Below are 16,135 nucleotides of genomic sequence, written 5' to 3'. Positions count from 1 at the left end.
GGCGTGCGGGGCGTGCTGCCCACTCACCCACCGGGACGGATCACCGCGCCCGGTGAGGGCGACGCCGACGGGACGAACGCGGCCACCGGCCCCTCCTGGAACCGGGCCGGGACCGCCGCGGCGACCGTCCTGGCCCCGGTTCCCGACCTTCCCCGGCATCGCGGTCGCCGCCCCGGGCGACCTCCGCATCTGCTGCCCCTGACCGTCGGTCACGCACTGACCCCGTTGTGCCCGCCCCGGTCCTCCAGATACCGGGTGTGGGTCTCCTGGCGGCGGGCCTCCGTGTCCCGGAGGGCCGCCGCCAGCTGCTGTGCGTCCTGCTTCATGAGGCCCAGCTGCTGTTCCAGGTGGAGTTCGGGGGACTCCGTGCCCGGTGTCATCCGCGTCCACCACCGGGTGCGTACGAAGCTGTCGACGGCCTCGGGCAGGTCGCGCCGGACGATCCGGGACAGCGAGTGCACACCCTCCGGGTCATGGGCCAGCAGCTCCTTGCTCCAGCCCTGGTCGAGCAACGCGGTCAGCAGCTCGGTGAGTTCACGGAGCCGCGCCGCCGCCGTGACCGACAGGTCGATGTCCGCCAGGTAGGCGCGGACCTTCTCGAAGTCGCTCCGCACCTCGTCCAGTTGGGCCGACGGGTCCGGGAGGTCGGGCAGCGCGGGGCGTTCCGGCGGGGCGATCAGCGCGCCCGCGCCGTAGAGCCCGGCCACGACCACGGGCCAGTACGGGCCGGCCACCCCCGCGAAGGTCAGCACCAGGCCGACCAGACCGCACGCGCTTCCCGCGATGTTCTTGCGGGACTCCAGATACCTACTGATAGCCACGGATCTCCTCGAAGGCGCCGTCCAGCGAGCCCTGCCGGGCGTCGAAGAGGCGGCCGCCGGTCAGCTCGGCGATGTGGGCCAGTTCGGAGCGGTCGGAGTCGCCGAAGAGGATGGGGAAGACCGGGATCCGCTGTGCGGCGGGGGTCAGGCTGTCCCGGTAGAAGTCGTCGAAGTCCCCGGCGTCGGCGCCCGCCGTGTTCTCGCCGTCCGTCATCAGCACGATCGACGTGAACGTGTCGCGGTCGGCGCGGAGATGGCCGTACGCCTTCTCCAGTGAGGTGTAGATCGCGGTGTCGCCGTCGGCGGAGAGCGCCGAGGTGTCCTCGCGGATCGCGGCCAGGCCGGTCTGCGGGTCCGCCGGCTCGACCACATGGGTCCGTACGCTCTTCACCTCCGAGCCGAACGGCATCAGCGTGACCTCCTCGCGTTCGCGGAAGTCGCCGGTGAGGTCGGTGAGGGCCGTCTTGAGGCGGTCCAGGCGGTCGCCCTCCATCGAGCCCGAGGTGTCCAGGACGTATACGGTCCTCGACGGGCGGCGCAGTTCGTTCTCGTAGGAGTCGAGCAGGCCGTCGGCGACGGAACGGGTGCCCGGGAAGGGCAGTTCACGCCGGCGGGTGGTGTCCAGACCGCTCGCCGGAGGGACCGAGGCGACGACCGGGCGGCGGTGGGTGCGCGCGGTGATCTCCCGCTGGATCTTCTCGGTGCGCAGGTCCTCCGTCAGCCGGCGGACGTCCTCGCGGGTCCGCGTGCTCGTGGACTTGAGCGTGGTGAGCGGATAGTCGGCGGTGATCACGCCGTCGCGGGGGCGGATCACGGTCAGGCCGGGGATGCCCTTGAGGACGGACTCGTAGTTGAGCAGGGCGTCGACGTCTCCGCGCCGGTCGTACGTCGCCGCCAGCCAGCCCGAGGAACCCGAGGTCAGCTTCTGGCCCTTGAAGAACTCCTTCAGCCGGGGCGTGGCCTTGCCGACATCGGCGTCGGTGAGCGCCGACTGGGCGCCGGAGAGGGCGGAGGCCACCGAAACCAGCGTGGCGAAGCCGGAGTTGGAGCGGGCCGGGTCGGTCATGCCGTACGTCAGCTTTCCGTCCTGGACGGCCTGCTCGACCTGGGACCAGGTGACGTCATCGGGCTTCCAGCCGAGTGCCTTCACCGTCGCCTGCTTCACCCCGATCGCGACCGGGCTCGACATCACGGGCGTCTCGGAGACCACCTTCCCGGCCGCCTCGGGGCGCAGCCGGAGGTAGTCGTTCGACGACAGCCACAGGGCGTCGTACTGTCCGTCGGTCGTGCCCTTCGCCAGCATGTCCACGGCGTCCAGGGTGCCGATGTACGTCGGCCGGACCTTGATGCCGGTGTCCTTCTCGACCCGGGCGAGAACCGGGGCCATGTCGCTCAGCTCGCTGGACGCGAGGACCCGGAGGGTGCCCGGCTCGGCGGGCCCGGGGACGCCGGGCGTCGAAACGCCGCTGATCCCGTCCTCCTGTGCCGTACAGGCGGTGAGCAGGCCGAGCGCCGCCAGACAGGCGGCCAGTGCGCGTCGTCTCATCCGAGGCCCCCCTCCAGTGCGCCCTGCGACCGGCTGCGCTCCAGGTACCCACTGGCGTGCTGGAGTTCGGAGGTCAGTGACTCCACGGTCGCCGCCATCACCTCGGTCGCCTGGACCTTGTACGTGTCGATCGCGTCGAGGGTCCGGTAGATCTGCTGGAAGGCGGAGCGCAGGGTCTCGGCGCCGACCGCCGGGTCGGCGGCGATGCGCTGGATCTCCCCGCTCTGGGTCGCGAGCATCTCGGCGTTTCCCCGGATCAGGTCCTCGGTGGTCCCGCGCAGCGCGTTGACCTGCTCGATGACCTTCTTCTGGTTGTCGAGCGCGGAGGCCAGCATCACGGAGATGCGCAGCGCCGACACGGTGGTCGTGGCCGCCCGGTCGACGCCCTTGATCAGCTCCTCGTTGTTGCGGCGTACGACGTCCATGGCGAGGTAGCCCTGTGCGCAGACGGCGAGCTGGGTGAGCAGGTCCTGGTGCTTCTGCCGGACGGGGAAGAGGACGTCGGCGCGGAGCGAGTCGGCCGCCTCCGGATCTCCTACGGCGGTGATGTGCCGCTCGACGGCCGTGTCCAGCGCCTCGGTCAGCACGACGTACTCCTGGAGCTTGCCCATGGTCTCCCACAGGCGGACCCGCTCGGTCTGCAACGCGGCGTTGTCACGGCGCAGTTCGTCCTGGCCGCCGCGCAGCGAGCCCACGATCTTGTTCAACGTCCCTTGAGCGGAGGCGTACTTGGCCACGTGATCGCGCAGCCTGTTGCCGCCGGGAAGCCGGGACAGGAACTTGCGGCCCTTGGCGGCGGGCAGGTCCCGGGGGTCCAGATCCTCGACCACGCGCCGCAGTTCGACGAGCGAGCCCGCCACCAGGGACTGCGCGTCCCCGCCCTTGTCCGGCAGGCTGCGCACGGTCCGCTCCAGCATCCGGTTGGACTGGGCGGCGGCGCTGCGCATCTCGCCGGCACCGAGCGTGGTGATCTCACCGACCTTGCCGGCGAACTCGGGTGAGCGGGCGTCGAGCGTCGCGAGCCCCTCGACGTACGCGGAGGCCTTCTTGGCCATGTCCGTGCGGACGGTGTCGTCGACGGGGACGAGTCCGCCGGCCTTCTCGCGGGGCACGGGTGCGACGGCCTCGGGAGGCGTCAGTACGAAAGTGTCGTCGTTGATGGATGTCATGGCTGTGTCCCCCGTCATCCGCGCGCCCGTCGCGCCAGTTCGTGCAGCACCGCGGAGGTGGGCACGGGCGCCTGGCGGACGCCGGTCAGTTCCTGCTTGAGATAGGTGGCGGCCGCGGCGAACTCGGTGGCCTCGCCCTGCGGCCGGAACCCGTGCCGGACCTCCAGCTCACGCAACCGCGGGTCGGTCGAGAGGAGTCCGGCGAGGGCCTGGCCGTTCTCGGTCAGCGGTACGACCGTGTGGTCGCTGTTGACCGTGGTGTCCGGGTAGAGGACGACCAGGTCGTCGGGGTGCTGCCCGTCCGCGAGGAGCGAGGCGACCTGGGACTCGTAGACCAGGACGAGCGGGTTGCCGGCGCCGCTGACGAAGTCCCGGAAGGCCGCGTCCGTGCTGGACTGCTGGGCGCCCTGCACACTGACGAGCTTGTGCAGCAGGGGGGCCGTCCTCCTGACCTCCGCGTCGCTCGCGACGACCTTGCCGCCGTTCGCCGCACAGGAGGCGGCGGCGAGGTAGAGGGCGCCGGAGTTGGAGGTCTCCGGGTCGGTGCTGGAGAGGTAGAGGGTGCCGGTGAGCTCCCCGTACTTGTCCGCCCCCTCGAGCTGCTGCCAGGTGCGGTCCTCGCGGGCCGCGTCGAGGTAGGCGGCCATCTTGAGGGTGCCGCGGTGCTCCGCGTCCAGCGTGGCCAGGCCGTTGCTCGCGAGGACCCCGGCGGCGCTCTTGTGCGCCACGACGACGAGGGGCGAGTAGAAGGGGCGGGGGAGGGTCCCCCGTACCTTGTACTTCGCGGCGAGCTCGGTGGCCGGGGCCTGGCTGGACGGGAACGCGAAGTCGTACCCGTCGAGGTCGAGGCCCTCCATGGCCCAGGACCCGGAGGTCTCGGCCTTCACGGTGTAGCCCTTGGCGGCTAGGGCCTTCACCACGTCGGGATCGGCGAAGAACTCGGCCTTCTCCGATCCGATCACTCCCTGCACGGTCTTCGTTGCCGTGCCCTTGTCGTCCGCTTCCCGGCCTGCCACGACGGCTGCCACCACGCCGCCGATCAGCAGGACCGCGAGGACGATCCCTGCGATTCGTCTCACACGGGGAGCGTGCTCGCGGAACCCAACATTCCCCGGCGAACAGGGTGAACGGAAGGTGTAGCACCGGTCCCGACTCGACACGGCTGAGCGGGAGCGCCCCGTCAGGGGCGCGGGGAACGGCGCGACAAGCCACAACGAACCCGCGCCCGCAAGCCGACAAGAACCCCTACGGCGAGGCGCCCCGGCTCAAGCCAACGCAGTGCCCTGGCGCCCCGGCCCGCGCGTCGCTGCGGGTGCGCGCGGGCCGGGGCCGTTCAGGAGGGAGCCGTAGGGCTCAGTGGGCGGTGAGTTCGCGGGGGTCGGCCAGAGCGGCGGTGTGTGCGTCCATCCGCTCCGCCGCCAGAATCGCCGCCGCCGTGTCCGCCCGGGACGCCGCCACGAGCAGGGCGCGGCCTGCCACGGCGTGGGCGCGGCGGTGGAGGTCGTCCCGGTTCGAGGTGGCCGCGGTCGGCGGGACGCGGGCCGGTGCCCCTCCACCGCGCAGCCGGGCCACCTGCTCGGCGAGCCGCTCGGCCGCGGTGTCCAGGTCGGCGGACGGCGCCACCGCCCGCAGCTCGTCCGTGACGGCGAGCAGCGCCGCGAGATGTCCCGCGAGCTGGATGTCCAGCTCTTCCTCGCGTGAGCGGTGGGGGAAGTCAAGAGGGGCGTCGGCCATCGTGCTGTGGACCGACTTGGTGCGGATCGGTTCGTACATGGGATGGCCTCCTGATGCTGTCAGGAAACCATCCTAGCTTAGATTCTGTCTAAAGTTGGCCGTACCCATCCAGGAAGTTCGAGATCCGCCCCACCGCGTCCCGCAGGTCCGCGACCGTCGGCAGGGTGACCACCCGGAAGTGATCGGGCTCGGGCCAGTTGAAGCCGGAGCCCTGGACGACCATGATCTTCTCCTGGCGCAGCAGGTCCAGGACCATCCGCCGGTCGTCCTTGATCTTGAAGACCTTGGGGTCGAGTCGCGGGAAGAGGTACAGCGCCCCCTTCGGCTTCACGCAGCTCACGCCGGGGATCTGGGTCAGCAGCTCGTACGCCACGTCCCGCTGCTCGACGAGCCGCCCGCCCGGCAGCACCAGGTCCTTGATCGACTGCCGCCCACTGAGCGCGGCGACCACCCCGTGCTGTCCCGGCATGTTCGCGCACAGGCGCATGTTGGCCAGGACGGTCAGGCCCTCGATGTAGGAGTCGGCGTGCGCGCGGGGGCCGGAGATCGACATCCAGCCCACCCGGTAGCCCGCCACCCGGTACGCCTTGGACATGCCGTTGAAGGTGAGGGTCAGCAGGTCGGGGGCGATCGCGGCGGTCGGCGTGTGGGTGGCACCGTCGTAGAGGATCTTGTCGTAGATCTCGTCCGAGCAGACCAGCAGGTTGTGCCGGCGGGCGATGTCGGTCAGGCCCTTGAGCATGGTCTCGTCGTAGACGGCGCCCGTGGGGTTGTTCGGGTTGATGATGACGATCGCCTTGGTGCGGTCGGTGACCTTGCGCTCCACGTCCGCGAGGTCGGGCATCCAGTCCGCCTGCTCGTCGCAGCGGTAGTGGACGGCCGTGCCGCCGGACAGCGACACGGCGGCCGTCCACAGCGGGTAGTCCGGAGCGGGTACGAGGACCTCGTCGCCGTCGTCGAGCAGCCCCTGCATCGCCATCACGATCAGCTCGGAGACGCCGTTGCCGATGAAGACGTGCTCGACGTCGGTCTCGATGCCGATGGTCTGGTTGTGCATGACGACGGCCCGGCGCGCGGCCAGCAGTCCCTTCGCGTCGCCGTAGCCATGGGCCGTCGAGACGTTCCGGAGGACGTCCTCCAGGATCTCGGGCGGCGCCTCGAACCCGAAGGCGGCGGGGTTGCCCGTGTTCAGCTTGAGGATGCGGTGCCCGGCCGCTTCGAGGCGCATCGCCTCCTCGAGAACCGGGCCCCGGATCTCGTAACAGACGTTGGCGAGCTTGGTCGACTGGATCACCTGCATGTCTGGGAGCTTACGGCCCGGTAACGCTTCGCGGGCCGTGCTTTCCGCCACGTGAGACGCGTCCTTTTGGGCTGTTATCGCCGGTAGCTGTCCCACCTGCCGCTTCCGTCTCTACAATTCGTCGCCATGTCGAGGCCAGTCGAGTACGAGTCCGGAGCGCCGAAGGTCTACCAGCCGCAGCCCGCATCGGCTCCGCCGTACGAGGAGTACGCGGATCCGGCGGTGGCGCACGGCTGGCAGAACGCGTACGACGCGACGGCCGAGCTTCCCCGGATCGAACCCGCGACCCCGGAGCCCGACGACCGGCAGCCGCCCGGCCCGCACTCCGTCGGCCCCGATTCCGCCGGCCGGGCCGCCCGGCGGCGCGCCGCGCGCGGCACGGACGCCCGGCGCTCGCGGCGGGTGATCGTGGCCGTCGGAGCCGTCGGAGCCGTCGGCGTGGTGTCGGCGGTGGCTCTGATCGCTGGGCTGTCCTCCTCGGGGCCCGCGCAGGACCGGAGGGGCGGCAGCCCGTCGGCCTCCGCCGGGACGAGCGATGCCACCGACCCGGCGTCCTCCGCCCGTCCGGCGGTCCCGGGGGCGACGGCCTCCGGTGGGCCGGCGACCGGTGCCGCCACGTCCGGCGTGGACGCCTCCGCGGATGCGTCCGGGAGCCCGGAGACGGGTGGGAGTCCGTCTGCCGCCTCCGGTAGCCGGGCCGCCCCCTCGGCTTCGCCCTCGTTGAGCTCCGCCTCCTCCGAAGGTCCGGGCAACTCCGACCGCAAAGGACGCGGACAGGGCAGTACCAAAGGTCCCAAGTAGCTGTCCGGCTGGGTAAGTTGGCCGTGCCGATCGGGAAGGTGGGCATGGACTTCGCGTTGTGGGACGACGAGCCGGTGACGGACCGGGAGTCCGACCTGCTGGGCACCGGCCGGGCCGCCCCCTCGGCTTCGCCCTCGTCGAGTTCCGCCTCCACTGAAGGTCCGGGCAACTCCGACCGCAAAGGACGCGGACAGGGCAGTACCAAAGGTCCCAAGTAGCTGTCCGGCTGGGTAAGTTGGCCATGCCGATCGGGAAGGTGGGCATGGACTTCGCGTTGTGGGACGACGAGCCGGTGACGGACCGGGAGTCCGACCTGCTGGGCACCGGCCGGGCCGCCCGGGCGGTGGTCGGGGGCGCGGCAGGCGGAGCGCATTCTCGACGGCCCTACCCATGTCGGCCTGCTGATCTCCGACGTGGCGCGTGGGAGGGACGGCGACGCCGGGCCCACGGCTCCACGGCGCCGGCGGGACGGCGGCCGGCACGACGGACCCGCGATCTTCTCCGCGGGCCGCATCGCGCCGAACCAAGGGGGTCCGCTGCCGGGAGTTGAGCGCGGAGATCGTCATGTCCAGCGGGGAGTCGTCTCAGCGCGTCGACGCCGCGCTCCGCTCCGGTCGCCGGACCCCCCTCCCGGCCACGCCGAACGCGCGGGCTCGGCACAGCTTCTTGCCCAATAACCCACCTATCTTCACAATGTGCATGACAAAATCGCGGGCGGCCGGAAGATTTCCGGTCGCCCAAGTCGCAAGAGGGGACCCCCACATGAGAAAGCCTCTCGTCGCCGCACTCGGCATCCTGGCCTTCGCCGGGATGAGTACGGCACCCGCGGTCGCGGCCGAACCCACGGCCACGAGCGTGGGCAAGGGCGTCGACACGGACACGGTCAGCTCCGTGGTCCACGACGTGGTCACGTCCACCACGGCGAGCCTGTCCCAGCTCACGTCACCCTCGCCCAAGCTGAAGGCCGTGACCCTCGCCGGGACCGTCTCGCTCAGCAACTGTTCCGGCTCGGTCATCCGGTTCCCGAACTCCCTGGACACCGCCCCGGCGCTGGTGCTCAGCAACGGGCACTGCCTCACCACCGGCTTCCCGGAGCCGGGCGAGGTGCTCACCAACCAGGCCTCCAGCCGGACCTTCGGACTGCTCAACTCCGCCGGCACCAAGGTCGCCACCCTGCGCGCCAGCAAGCTGGCCTACGGGACGATGACCGACACGGACGTCTCGATCTACCAGCTCACCAGCACGTACGCGTCGATCAAGAGCTCGTACGGCATCTCCCCGCTCACCGTGCAGGACACGCACCCGACCGCCGGTACCGCCATCACCGTGGCCTCCGGCTACTGGAAGAGGCTCTACAGCTGCAACATCGACGGGTTCGCGTACCGCCTGAAGGAGGGTGACTGGACCTGGAAGGACTCGGTCCGTTACACCTCCGCCTGCCAGACCATCGGCGGCACCTCGGGCTCGCCCGTCATCGACCAGGCCACCGGCAAGGTCGTCGCGGTCAACAACACCGGCAACGAGGACGGCGGGCGCTGCACGGACAACAACCCGTGCGAGGTCGACGCGAACGGCAACGTCACCGTCCGCGAAGGCATCAACTACGCCCAGGAGATCTACAACATCCCGGCCTGCTTCACGACGGGGAACCAGCTCGACCTGAACGCGAGCGCGTGCACCCTGCCTAAGCCGTAGCGCCGTGCGGGGCGTTCCGTCGCACGGGACTGTGACGGACCGCCCGGCCTGCCAAGGCGTCGGTGCGCCGGCCGTTCTCGATCACGAATCGTCCGTCGACCAGCACATGGGGGATACCGGTCGGCAACCGGCGCGGGTCCTCGAACGTCGACCCCGGCGCCACCGTCTCCGGATCGAAGAGGACCAGGTCGGCCCGGTAACCCTCCCTGACGAGGCCGCGGTCCGGCAGACGCAGTCGGGACGCCGGGCGCGAGGTGAGATGCGCGACGCACTCCTCCAGGGAGAGGACGGCCAATTCCCGCACGTACGTGCCCAGATACCGCGGGAACGTGCCGTACGCCCGCGGATGCGGCTTGGCGCCCTGCAGGATGCCGTCGGAGCCGCCGGTGTGCACCGGGTGCCGCATGATCGTCCGGACGTTCTCCTCGTGGCCGACGTGCTGGAGGATGGACGGGGCCAGCCGGTCGGCGAGCAGGAGCCGCCGGGCGGTCGTCCAGGGGCTCTCGCCCCGCGAGCGGGCCGACTCCGCGACCGTACGGCCGACGAGGTCCGCGAAGGCCGCGTCGCCGACGCCCGAGATCTCGACGGTGTCCCACTCGACGGGCACACCGTGGCACCCGTCGGCGCCGATCTCCTCCAGGTGGTGCCGGATCCGCTCGGCCGTGTCGTCGTCCGCCAGCCGCTTCAGGACGGCCTCGGGGCCGCCCTCGCTCGCCCAGCTCGGCAGCAGGGCCGCGAGGGTCGTCGAGCCGGGGGTGTAGGGATACGTGTCCAGGCTGATGTCCGCCCCCGACGCCAGCGCCTCGTCCAGGAGGGCGAGCAGCTCCGGCGCCCGGCCCTTGTTCACGCCGAAGTTCATGGTGGCGTGGGCGAGATGGAGGGAACAGCCGGCCTCCCGGGTCAGGGCGACCATCTCCTCGTACGCCTCCAGTGCGCCCGCCCCGTACGAGCGGTGGTGCGGGCAGTAGTAGCCGCCGTACTCGGCCACCACCCGGCACAGCTCGGTCAGTTCGGCGTCCTTGGCGTACATGCCCGGGGTGTAGGTCAGGCCCGACGACATACCGACCGCGCCCTGTTCCATGCCGTCCGCGACCAGCCGGCGCATACGGTCCAGCTCCTGCTCAGTCGCCTCGCGGTCCTCCCAGCCGACGACGAGCGCGCGGAGCGTGCCCTGGGGGATCAGATAGGCGGCGTTGACGGCGATCCCGCGGTCGAGGCGGTCCAGGTACTCGCCCACCGACCGCCAGTCGAAGTCGATGTCGTCGCCGTGGCCGTTCCACCCGGTGATGGCGCGGCGCACCTCCTCCAGGGTGCGGTCGTCGACCGGCGCGTACGACAGCCCGTCCTGGCCCAGCACCTCGAGCGTGACCCCCTGCGCGGCCTTGGCACTGTGGTCGGGGTCGCGCAGCAGGGCCAAATCGCTGTGGGCGTGCATGTCGATGAAGCCGGGGGACAGGACGAGGCCTTCGGCGTCCAGCTCCCTTCTCGCCGTGGGGCGTTGACAGCCCGCGTCGGCCGCCTCCTTGACGATCGAGACGATCCGGCCGCCGTCGACCACCAGGTCGGCGCGGTACGAGGGGGCGCCGCTGCCGTCGACGACGTCGGCGTCCCGGATGACCAGCTCTTCCATCGCCGGACTCCCTTCGCGTCTCAAGAAGAACGTGTCTCAGAAGAACGTGCGGATGTATTCCACAACGGTGCCGTCGGCCTGCGCCACGGGGATGAGCTGCCACTTGTCGAAGGACGTGCACGGGTGGGAGAGGCCGAGGCCCAGCCAGTCACCGACCTCCAGGTCGGCCTCGGGAGCCGTGCGCAGCCAGGCGTGCTGGTCGGAGAGGGCGGTCACCTCGATGCCGGTGGCCGGGCGCTCGGTGTCGCCCCGGCGGACCACCTGGGGGAAGGGGAGGTCGAGGTCGTAGGCGGCGTCCCGCTTGCCCGCGTTGGTGAAGGCCTGGTCGGGGGAGGGGCGGGAGACGACCTGCGTCCACAGGCGGAACGCGGGCTCCAGGGCGCCCTCCTCGGGGACCCGGTTGAAGGGGGTCACCTTGCGGTAGTGGCCGTCGTCGTGCGAGACGTAGGCGCCGGAGCGGAGCAACTTCAGGACGGGACGCGAGAGTTCGGGGATCTCGGCGAAGACGTCGGCGACCGCGTCGAACCAGGCGCTGCCGCCGGCGCTGATCACGATCTCGTCCGGTCCCGCCGCGGCGAACCGTCCCGCCTTGTCGAAGTCTGCGGCCAGGGCGACGAGCCGGCGCAGCCAGGTGTGGACGCGCTCCGGGTCCGCCCCGGGGACCTCGCCCTCGTACCCGGCGACGCCGACGAGCCGTAGCGTCCCGGTGGCCGCGACCGCGTCGGCGACCGCCGCGCACTCCGCCTCCGTACGGACACCGGTGCGGGCGCCCTCGCCGGCGGCGAGTTCGACGACGACGTCCAGGGGGCGGGCGGCGCCCCGGAGGGCCGCGTCCATCAGCTCGACCCCGCGCACGGAGTCGACGTAGCAGATGAAGCGGAAGGCGGGATCGGTGTCGAGCTCGGCGGCGATCCACTTCAGCGCCGCCGGGTCCACGAGTTCGTTGGCGAGGAAGATCCGCTCGATGCCGAAGTCGCGGGCGACGCGCACCTGATGGGGTACGGCGAGGGTGATGCCCCAGGCGCCGTGCTCGATCTGGCGGCGGAAGAGCTGGGGGGCCATGGTCGTCTTGCCGTGCGGAGCGAAGGCGAGGCCGTGGCGGGCGGCGTACCTCTCCATGAGCGCGAGGTTGTGGTCCAGGCGCTCGGCGGAGAGGGCCAGCACGGGGGTCGTGAAGCCGCCGGTGAAGAGGTTGCGGCGCTGGGCGGTCAACTCGGCGACGGACAGGCCGTCCGCGTCCGGGGGGAGGCCCTTGAAACGGTGGTCGACGTGGTCCTCTGCGAGGCGGGCGAGGGACACGGGGCCTCCCTGATCAGGTGGGTTGCATAGTCTGCAACGGCCATTGCGTATATCGCTTACAGCTGTCTAACATCCTGGCCAACGCCGGGTCAATGGAGCCTCCGTGACCCTCCGCCATCGACGAGGAGCTACGACCATCGTGAATGCCCCCGACGTCGTGGACGTCGTCGCGCTCGGCGAGTCCATGGTCACGTTCCTGCCCACGCGTGCGGGCCGGCTCGCCGACGTGCCGTCCTTCGACCGGGCGATCGGGGGCGCGGAGTCGAACGTGGCGTGCGGGCTGGCTGCCGCCGGCCACGCCGTTCGGTGGGTCAGCCGGGTCGGGTCGGACGGGTTCGGGGACCACCTGGTCGAGACGGTCGGGGGGTACGGGGTCGATGTCTCCGCCGTGGGGCGGGATTCCTCGCGTCCTACGGGGGTGTACTTCCGTACGGCGGGGGACCGGGCGACGGACGCGCATGAGGTCGCGTACTACCGGGCGGGGTCGGCCGCGTCGGCGATGTCGGTGGAGAACGTGGACCTGGCGTCGGTGCGGGCGGCCAGGGTGCTGCATCTGTCGGGGATCACGGCCGCGTTGTCGGAAGGGTGTCTGGCGCTGCTGCGTTCGCTGATGGCGTCGGGTGAGGACCGGCCGCTGGTGTCCTTCGACGTCAACCACCGGGCCGGCCTGTGGCGGGACGCCGACGGTCCGCGCGTGCTGCTGGAGTTGGCCCGGGGGGCCGACATCGTGTTCGTGGGGGAGGACGAGGCGGAGGAGGCGTGGGGGATCTCGGGCGGGCCGTCGGAGATTCGGGCCGCGCTGCCCGAGCCCGGGGTGTTGGTGGTGAAGCAGGGAGCGGTGGGAGCCACGGCATTCGTGTCGGCTGCGGACCGGTTGGGACCGGTGGCACCCCGCGACGGAGCCGCATATGGCCCCAGCCCCGCGCCCCTCAGACCGGACACGGCCCCTCGGCCGCAAGGCGCTGGCCCTTCACCCGGTCCGGCGCAGTCTGCGGGCGGCACCCACCCCTTGCCGGCCCCGGAGACGGGCATCTTCGTGCCTGCCCTGCACGTGGACGTCGTAGCGACCACAGGTGCCGGTGATGCCTTTGCTGCCGGGTTTCTCTCCGCCACTCTCCGCGGCCTTCCCCTGCAGACCCGCCTGCGCCATGGTCACCTTCACGCCGCCGCCGCTCTCACCACCCCCGGCGACCTCGCGACACCCCCCGCCCGCGACACCGCCGACCGACTGGCCGCCGTCGCGGACGACGCGTGGGGGACACTTCGACTCGGCCCCGGCTGGACGCAAGCCGGTACGGCCCCGGAGGAGGTACGCACCCCATGAGTCAGACCGTCGACCGAGCACTCAGCATCCTGCCGCTGCTCGCCGAGGGCCCCGCCGACCTCGGTCAGGTCGCCGAACGCCTCGGCGTCCACAAGTCCACCGCGCTGCGACTCCTCCGCACGCTCCACGAACACGGCATGGTCTACCGCCAGTCCGACCAGCGCTACCGCCTCGGCGCCCGCCTCATCGCCCTCGCCCAGGAGGCGATGGAGAACCTCGACATCCGCGAGATCGCCCACCCCCATCTCGTACGGCTGAACGAGCTGTGCGGCCACACCGTCCACCTCGCCGTGTACGAGGAGGACGAGGTGCTGTACATCGACAAGGTCGAGAGCCGCTACCCCGTGCGGATGTACTCACGGATCGGCAAGCCCGTCGCCATCACCGTCGCGGCGGTGGCGAAGCTGCTGCTCGCCGATCTCCCCGAAGCCGAGCTCCGCGTCCTCGCGGACAAGCTCGACTACCCCCTGTACACGGCCCGTTCGACACCCAACGCCCCCGCCTTCCTCAAGGAGCTGGAGCGCGTGCGCGAACAGGGCTGGGCCACCGACCTCGGTGGCCACGAGGAGTCCATCAACTGCGTCGCGGCCCCCGTTCGCGGCGCCGACGGCAGGGTCGTCGCCGCGATGTCGGTCTCCGCACCGAACGTCGTCGTCACCGCCGAGGAACTCCTCACCCTGCTTCCGCAGGTCCGCCGTACGGCCGACGCCATCAGCGGCGAGTACTCCGGCAGAACACCAGCAAAGGACCCCAAGGACACCGTATGACGGACAAGATCGCGCTCACCCCCAAGACCCACACCACCCCGCCCGCGAAGTTCTCCCACGGGGTGAGGAAGGGCAACATCCTCCAGGTCGCCGGACAGGTCGGCTTCCTCCCGGCCGAGGAGGGCAAACCGCCCACGCCCGCCGGACCCACCCTGCGCGAGCAGACCCTCCAGACCCTCGCCAACGTCAGGGCGATCCTGGAGGAGGGCGGCGCCTCCTGGGACGACGCGATGATGATCCGCGTCTATCTGACGGACGTCGACCACTTCGCCGAGATGAACTCGATCTACAACACCTACTTCGAGGAGCAGGGCCTCACCGCCCCGCCCGCCGCGCGGACCACCGTCTACGTCGGCCTTCCCGCCGGGCTCCTCATCGAGATCGACGCGCTCGCCGTTCTCGGCTGAGACTCGGCCGGCTCCACCCACTCCCGCACGCCGTGACCGGTGCGGCCCCTGACCGGGCCGTACCGCGATGCCCCCTGCCCGAAAGCTCCATGTACTTACGCAGAGGACCTCCCCCCATGTCCCTACCGCTCGCCGCGACCACCGAGACACCCCCGCACACCGGTGGTCTGCTCCTCCTCATCGACGGCACGGCCGGTCTCCTCACGGTCGCCGCCATCGGTATCGCCCTGCTCCTCTTCCTGATCATCAAGGCGAGACTCCAGCCCTTCGTCGCCCTGCTCGGCGTCTCCATAGCCGTCGGCCTGCTCGCCGGTCTCTCGGTCACCGAACTCTTCGGCACGGTCCAGCGGTCGGACGCCGTGTCCACCATCGAGTCCGGGATGGGCGGCATCCTCGGCCATGTCGCGATCATCATCGGCCTGGGCACGATGCTCGGGGCGATTCTCGAAGTCAGCGGCGGTGCGGAGGTGTTGGCGTCCCGGCTGCTGAACCTCTTCGGCGAGAAGCGCGCCCCGCTCGCCATGGGCCTGACCGGTCTGATCTTCGGCATCCCGGTCTTCTTCGACGTCGGCATCTTCGTGCTCGCGCCGATCGTGTACGCGGCGGCGAAGCGCAGCGGCAAGTCGATCCTGCTCTACTGTCTGCCGCTGCTGGCCGGCCTCTCGATGACCCACGCGTTCCTGCCCCCGCACCCCGGCCCGGTCGCGGCGGCCGGTCTGCTCCACGTGGACCTCGGCTGGGTGATCCTCATGGGCATCGTCTGCGGCATCCCCGCGGTGCTCGCCGCGTGGGTCTACTCGGCGTGGGTCGGCCGCCGCATCTTCGTCGCCGTACCGCAGGACATGGTGGAGGCGGCCGCGGAGGCGAAGCAGGCGGTGATCGAGGAGCAGCGGTCGCAGGGTGTAGTGCCGCGCGAGGACCCCGTACCGCTCGGCACGGTCCTCGGCATCATCGGTACTCCCCTGGTCCTGATCCTCGCCGCCACCTTCTCCTCGATCGCGCTCGACCCGTCCACGGGCCGTTCGGTGATCGAGTTCTTCGGCAGCCCGTTCGTGGCGCTGACGATCGCCCTGGTTCTCGCGTACTACCTGCTCGGCATCCGCCGCGGCTGGTCCCGCAAGTCCCTGGAGACGGTGTCCACCGCGTCCCTCAAGCCGGTCGGCAACATCCTGCTCGTCGTCGGCGCGGGCGGTGTCTTCGGCGCGATCCTCAAGGCCAGCGGGGTCGCCCAGGCGCTCTCCGACACCTTCAACGACGTCGGCCTGCCCGTGCTCGTGCTCTCCTACCTGATCTCGGTGGTCCTGCGCGTCGCCCAGGGCTCGGCGACGGTCGCCATCGTCACCACGGCGGGCATCGTCGCGCCGCTGCTGTCGGAGGGCGACCACTCCCAGGCCTTCGTCGCGCTCGTCATCATGGCCATCTCGGCCGGGTCCATCTTCGCCTCGCACGTCAACGACGGGGGTTTCTGGATGGTCGCCAAGTACTTCGGCATCAGCGAACGGGACACGCTCAGGACGTGGACCGTGCTGGAGACGGTGCTGTCGGTGGCGGGGTTCGTGGTGGCGGCGGTCCTGAGTGTGTTCGTGTAGGCGGTGCAGCCCCATGTAGGCGTCCGATAACGATGTAGGGGCCGGCTGTGTCG

At 70.9% G+C, this 16,135-nt stretch carries 15 protein-coding genes; 7 read left to right on the top strand and 8 right to left on the bottom strand.

Annotated elements, in window-relative coordinates:
* Positions 1–209 precede the first annotated feature (209 nt).
* The 6 genes from M2157_RS18330 to M2157_RS18305 form a co-directional block, all read right to left on the bottom strand.
* Positions 210–821, bottom strand: coding sequence for a hypothetical protein (locus M2157_RS18330; protein ID WP_280865741.1), 612 nt, complete (start codon positions 819–821; stop codon positions 210–212).
* Positions 808–2,367 carry a substrate-binding and VWA domain-containing protein gene (locus M2157_RS18325; RefSeq protein WP_280865740.1) on the bottom strand — a complete coding sequence of 520 codons (1,560 nt, stop codon included), beginning with the start codon at positions 2,365–2,367 and terminating at the stop codon, positions 808–810. Before M2157_RS18325 ends, M2157_RS18330 begins: the two co-directional genes overlap by 14 nt.
* Entirely contained in the window at positions 2,364–3,536 is a 1,173-nt protein-coding gene (locus M2157_RS18320) for a toxic anion resistance protein (RefSeq protein WP_280865739.1), read from the bottom strand. The genes M2157_RS18325 and M2157_RS18320 overlap by 4 nt, the downstream gene beginning before the upstream one ends.
* A 14-nt stretch (positions 3,537–3,550) precedes the next feature.
* On the bottom strand, positions 3,551–4,615 hold the full coding sequence (locus M2157_RS18315) for a hypothetical protein (RefSeq protein ID WP_280862853.1): 1,065 nt from the start codon (positions 4,613–4,615) through the stop codon (positions 3,551–3,553).
* Between the two features lie 274 nt (positions 4,616–4,889).
* Complete coding sequence (locus tag M2157_RS18310; RefSeq protein ID WP_280865738.1) at positions 4,890–5,309, bottom strand: hypothetical protein; 420 nt, start codon at positions 5,307–5,309, stop codon at positions 4,890–4,892.
* 49 nt (positions 5,310–5,358) lie between these two features.
* Complete coding sequence (locus M2157_RS18305) at positions 5,359–6,570, bottom strand: pyridoxal phosphate-dependent aminotransferase (protein WP_280862851.1); 1,212 nt, start codon at positions 6,568–6,570, stop codon at positions 5,359–5,361.
* 126 nt (positions 6,571–6,696) lie between these two features.
* On the opposite strand from M2157_RS18305, the gene M2157_RS18300 reads away from it, so the two are divergent.
* The 3 genes from M2157_RS18300 to M2157_RS18290 all read left to right on the top strand — a co-directional run bounded on the left by M2157_RS18300 (position 6,697) and on the right by M2157_RS18290 (position 9,066).
* Positions 6,697–7,371, top strand: coding sequence for a hypothetical protein (locus M2157_RS18300; RefSeq protein WP_280865737.1), 675 nt, complete (start codon positions 6,697–6,699; stop codon positions 7,369–7,371).
* A 44-nt stretch (positions 7,372–7,415) separates the two neighbouring features.
* Positions 7,416–7,589: a hypothetical protein gene (locus tag M2157_RS18295; RefSeq protein ID WP_280865736.1), complete on the top strand. Its 174-nt coding sequence runs from the start codon at positions 7,416–7,418 to the stop codon at positions 7,587–7,589.
* A gap of 544 nt (positions 7,590–8,133) precedes the next feature.
* Positions 8,134–9,066 (top strand): serine protease, encoded by a 933-nt coding sequence (locus M2157_RS18290; RefSeq protein WP_280865735.1) that lies wholly within the window; start codon positions 8,134–8,136, stop codon positions 9,064–9,066.
* Here the strand turns inward: M2157_RS18290 and M2157_RS18285 are convergent.
* Both M2157_RS18285 and M2157_RS18280 read right to left on the bottom strand, forming a co-directional pair.
* The gene (locus M2157_RS18285; RefSeq protein ID WP_280865734.1) at positions 9,056–10,696 is read right to left on the bottom strand and encodes a D-aminoacylase; all 1,641 of its coding nucleotides are present in this window, start codon (positions 10,694–10,696) and stop codon (positions 9,056–9,058) included. The two genes, M2157_RS18290 and M2157_RS18285, sit on opposite strands and share 11 nt — an antisense overlap.
* 36 nt (positions 10,697–10,732) lie before the next feature.
* Entirely contained in the window at positions 10,733–11,995 is a 1,263-nt protein-coding gene (locus M2157_RS18280; protein WP_280865733.1) for an amino acid deaminase, read from the bottom strand.
* 139 nt (positions 11,996–12,134) lie between these two features.
* On the opposite strand from M2157_RS18280, the gene M2157_RS18275 reads away from it, so the two are divergent.
* The 4 genes from M2157_RS18275 to M2157_RS18260 all read left to right on the top strand — a co-directional run bounded on the left by M2157_RS18275 (position 12,135) and on the right by M2157_RS18260 (position 16,082).
* Positions 12,135–13,319, top strand: coding sequence for a sugar kinase (locus tag M2157_RS18275; protein WP_280862845.1), 1,185 nt, complete (start codon positions 12,135–12,137; stop codon positions 13,317–13,319).
* Complete coding sequence (locus M2157_RS18270) at positions 13,316–14,086, top strand: IclR family transcriptional regulator (protein ID WP_280862844.1); 771 nt, start codon at positions 13,316–13,318, stop codon at positions 14,084–14,086. Before M2157_RS18275 ends, M2157_RS18270 begins: the two co-directional genes overlap by 4 nt.
* On the top strand, positions 14,083–14,493 hold the full coding sequence (locus tag M2157_RS18265) for a RidA family protein (protein WP_280862843.1): 411 nt from the start codon (positions 14,083–14,085) through the stop codon (positions 14,491–14,493). The genes M2157_RS18270 and M2157_RS18265 overlap by 4 nt, the downstream gene beginning before the upstream one ends.
* A gap of 116 nt (positions 14,494–14,609) precedes the next feature.
* Positions 14,610–16,082: a gluconate:H+ symporter gene (locus tag M2157_RS18260; protein ID WP_280865732.1), complete on the top strand. Its 1,473-nt coding sequence runs from the start codon at positions 14,610–14,612 to the stop codon at positions 16,080–16,082.
* Positions 16,083–16,135: the final 53 nt, after the last annotated feature.

This window comes from Streptomyces sp. SAI-127, from assembly GCF_029894425.1.
Classification (GTDB): domain Bacteria; phylum Actinomycetota; class Actinomycetes; order Streptomycetales; family Streptomycetaceae; genus Streptomyces.
The sequence above is the reverse complement of the archived record's forward strand: the minus strand, read 5'-3'. Positions and strand labels throughout refer to the sequence as shown.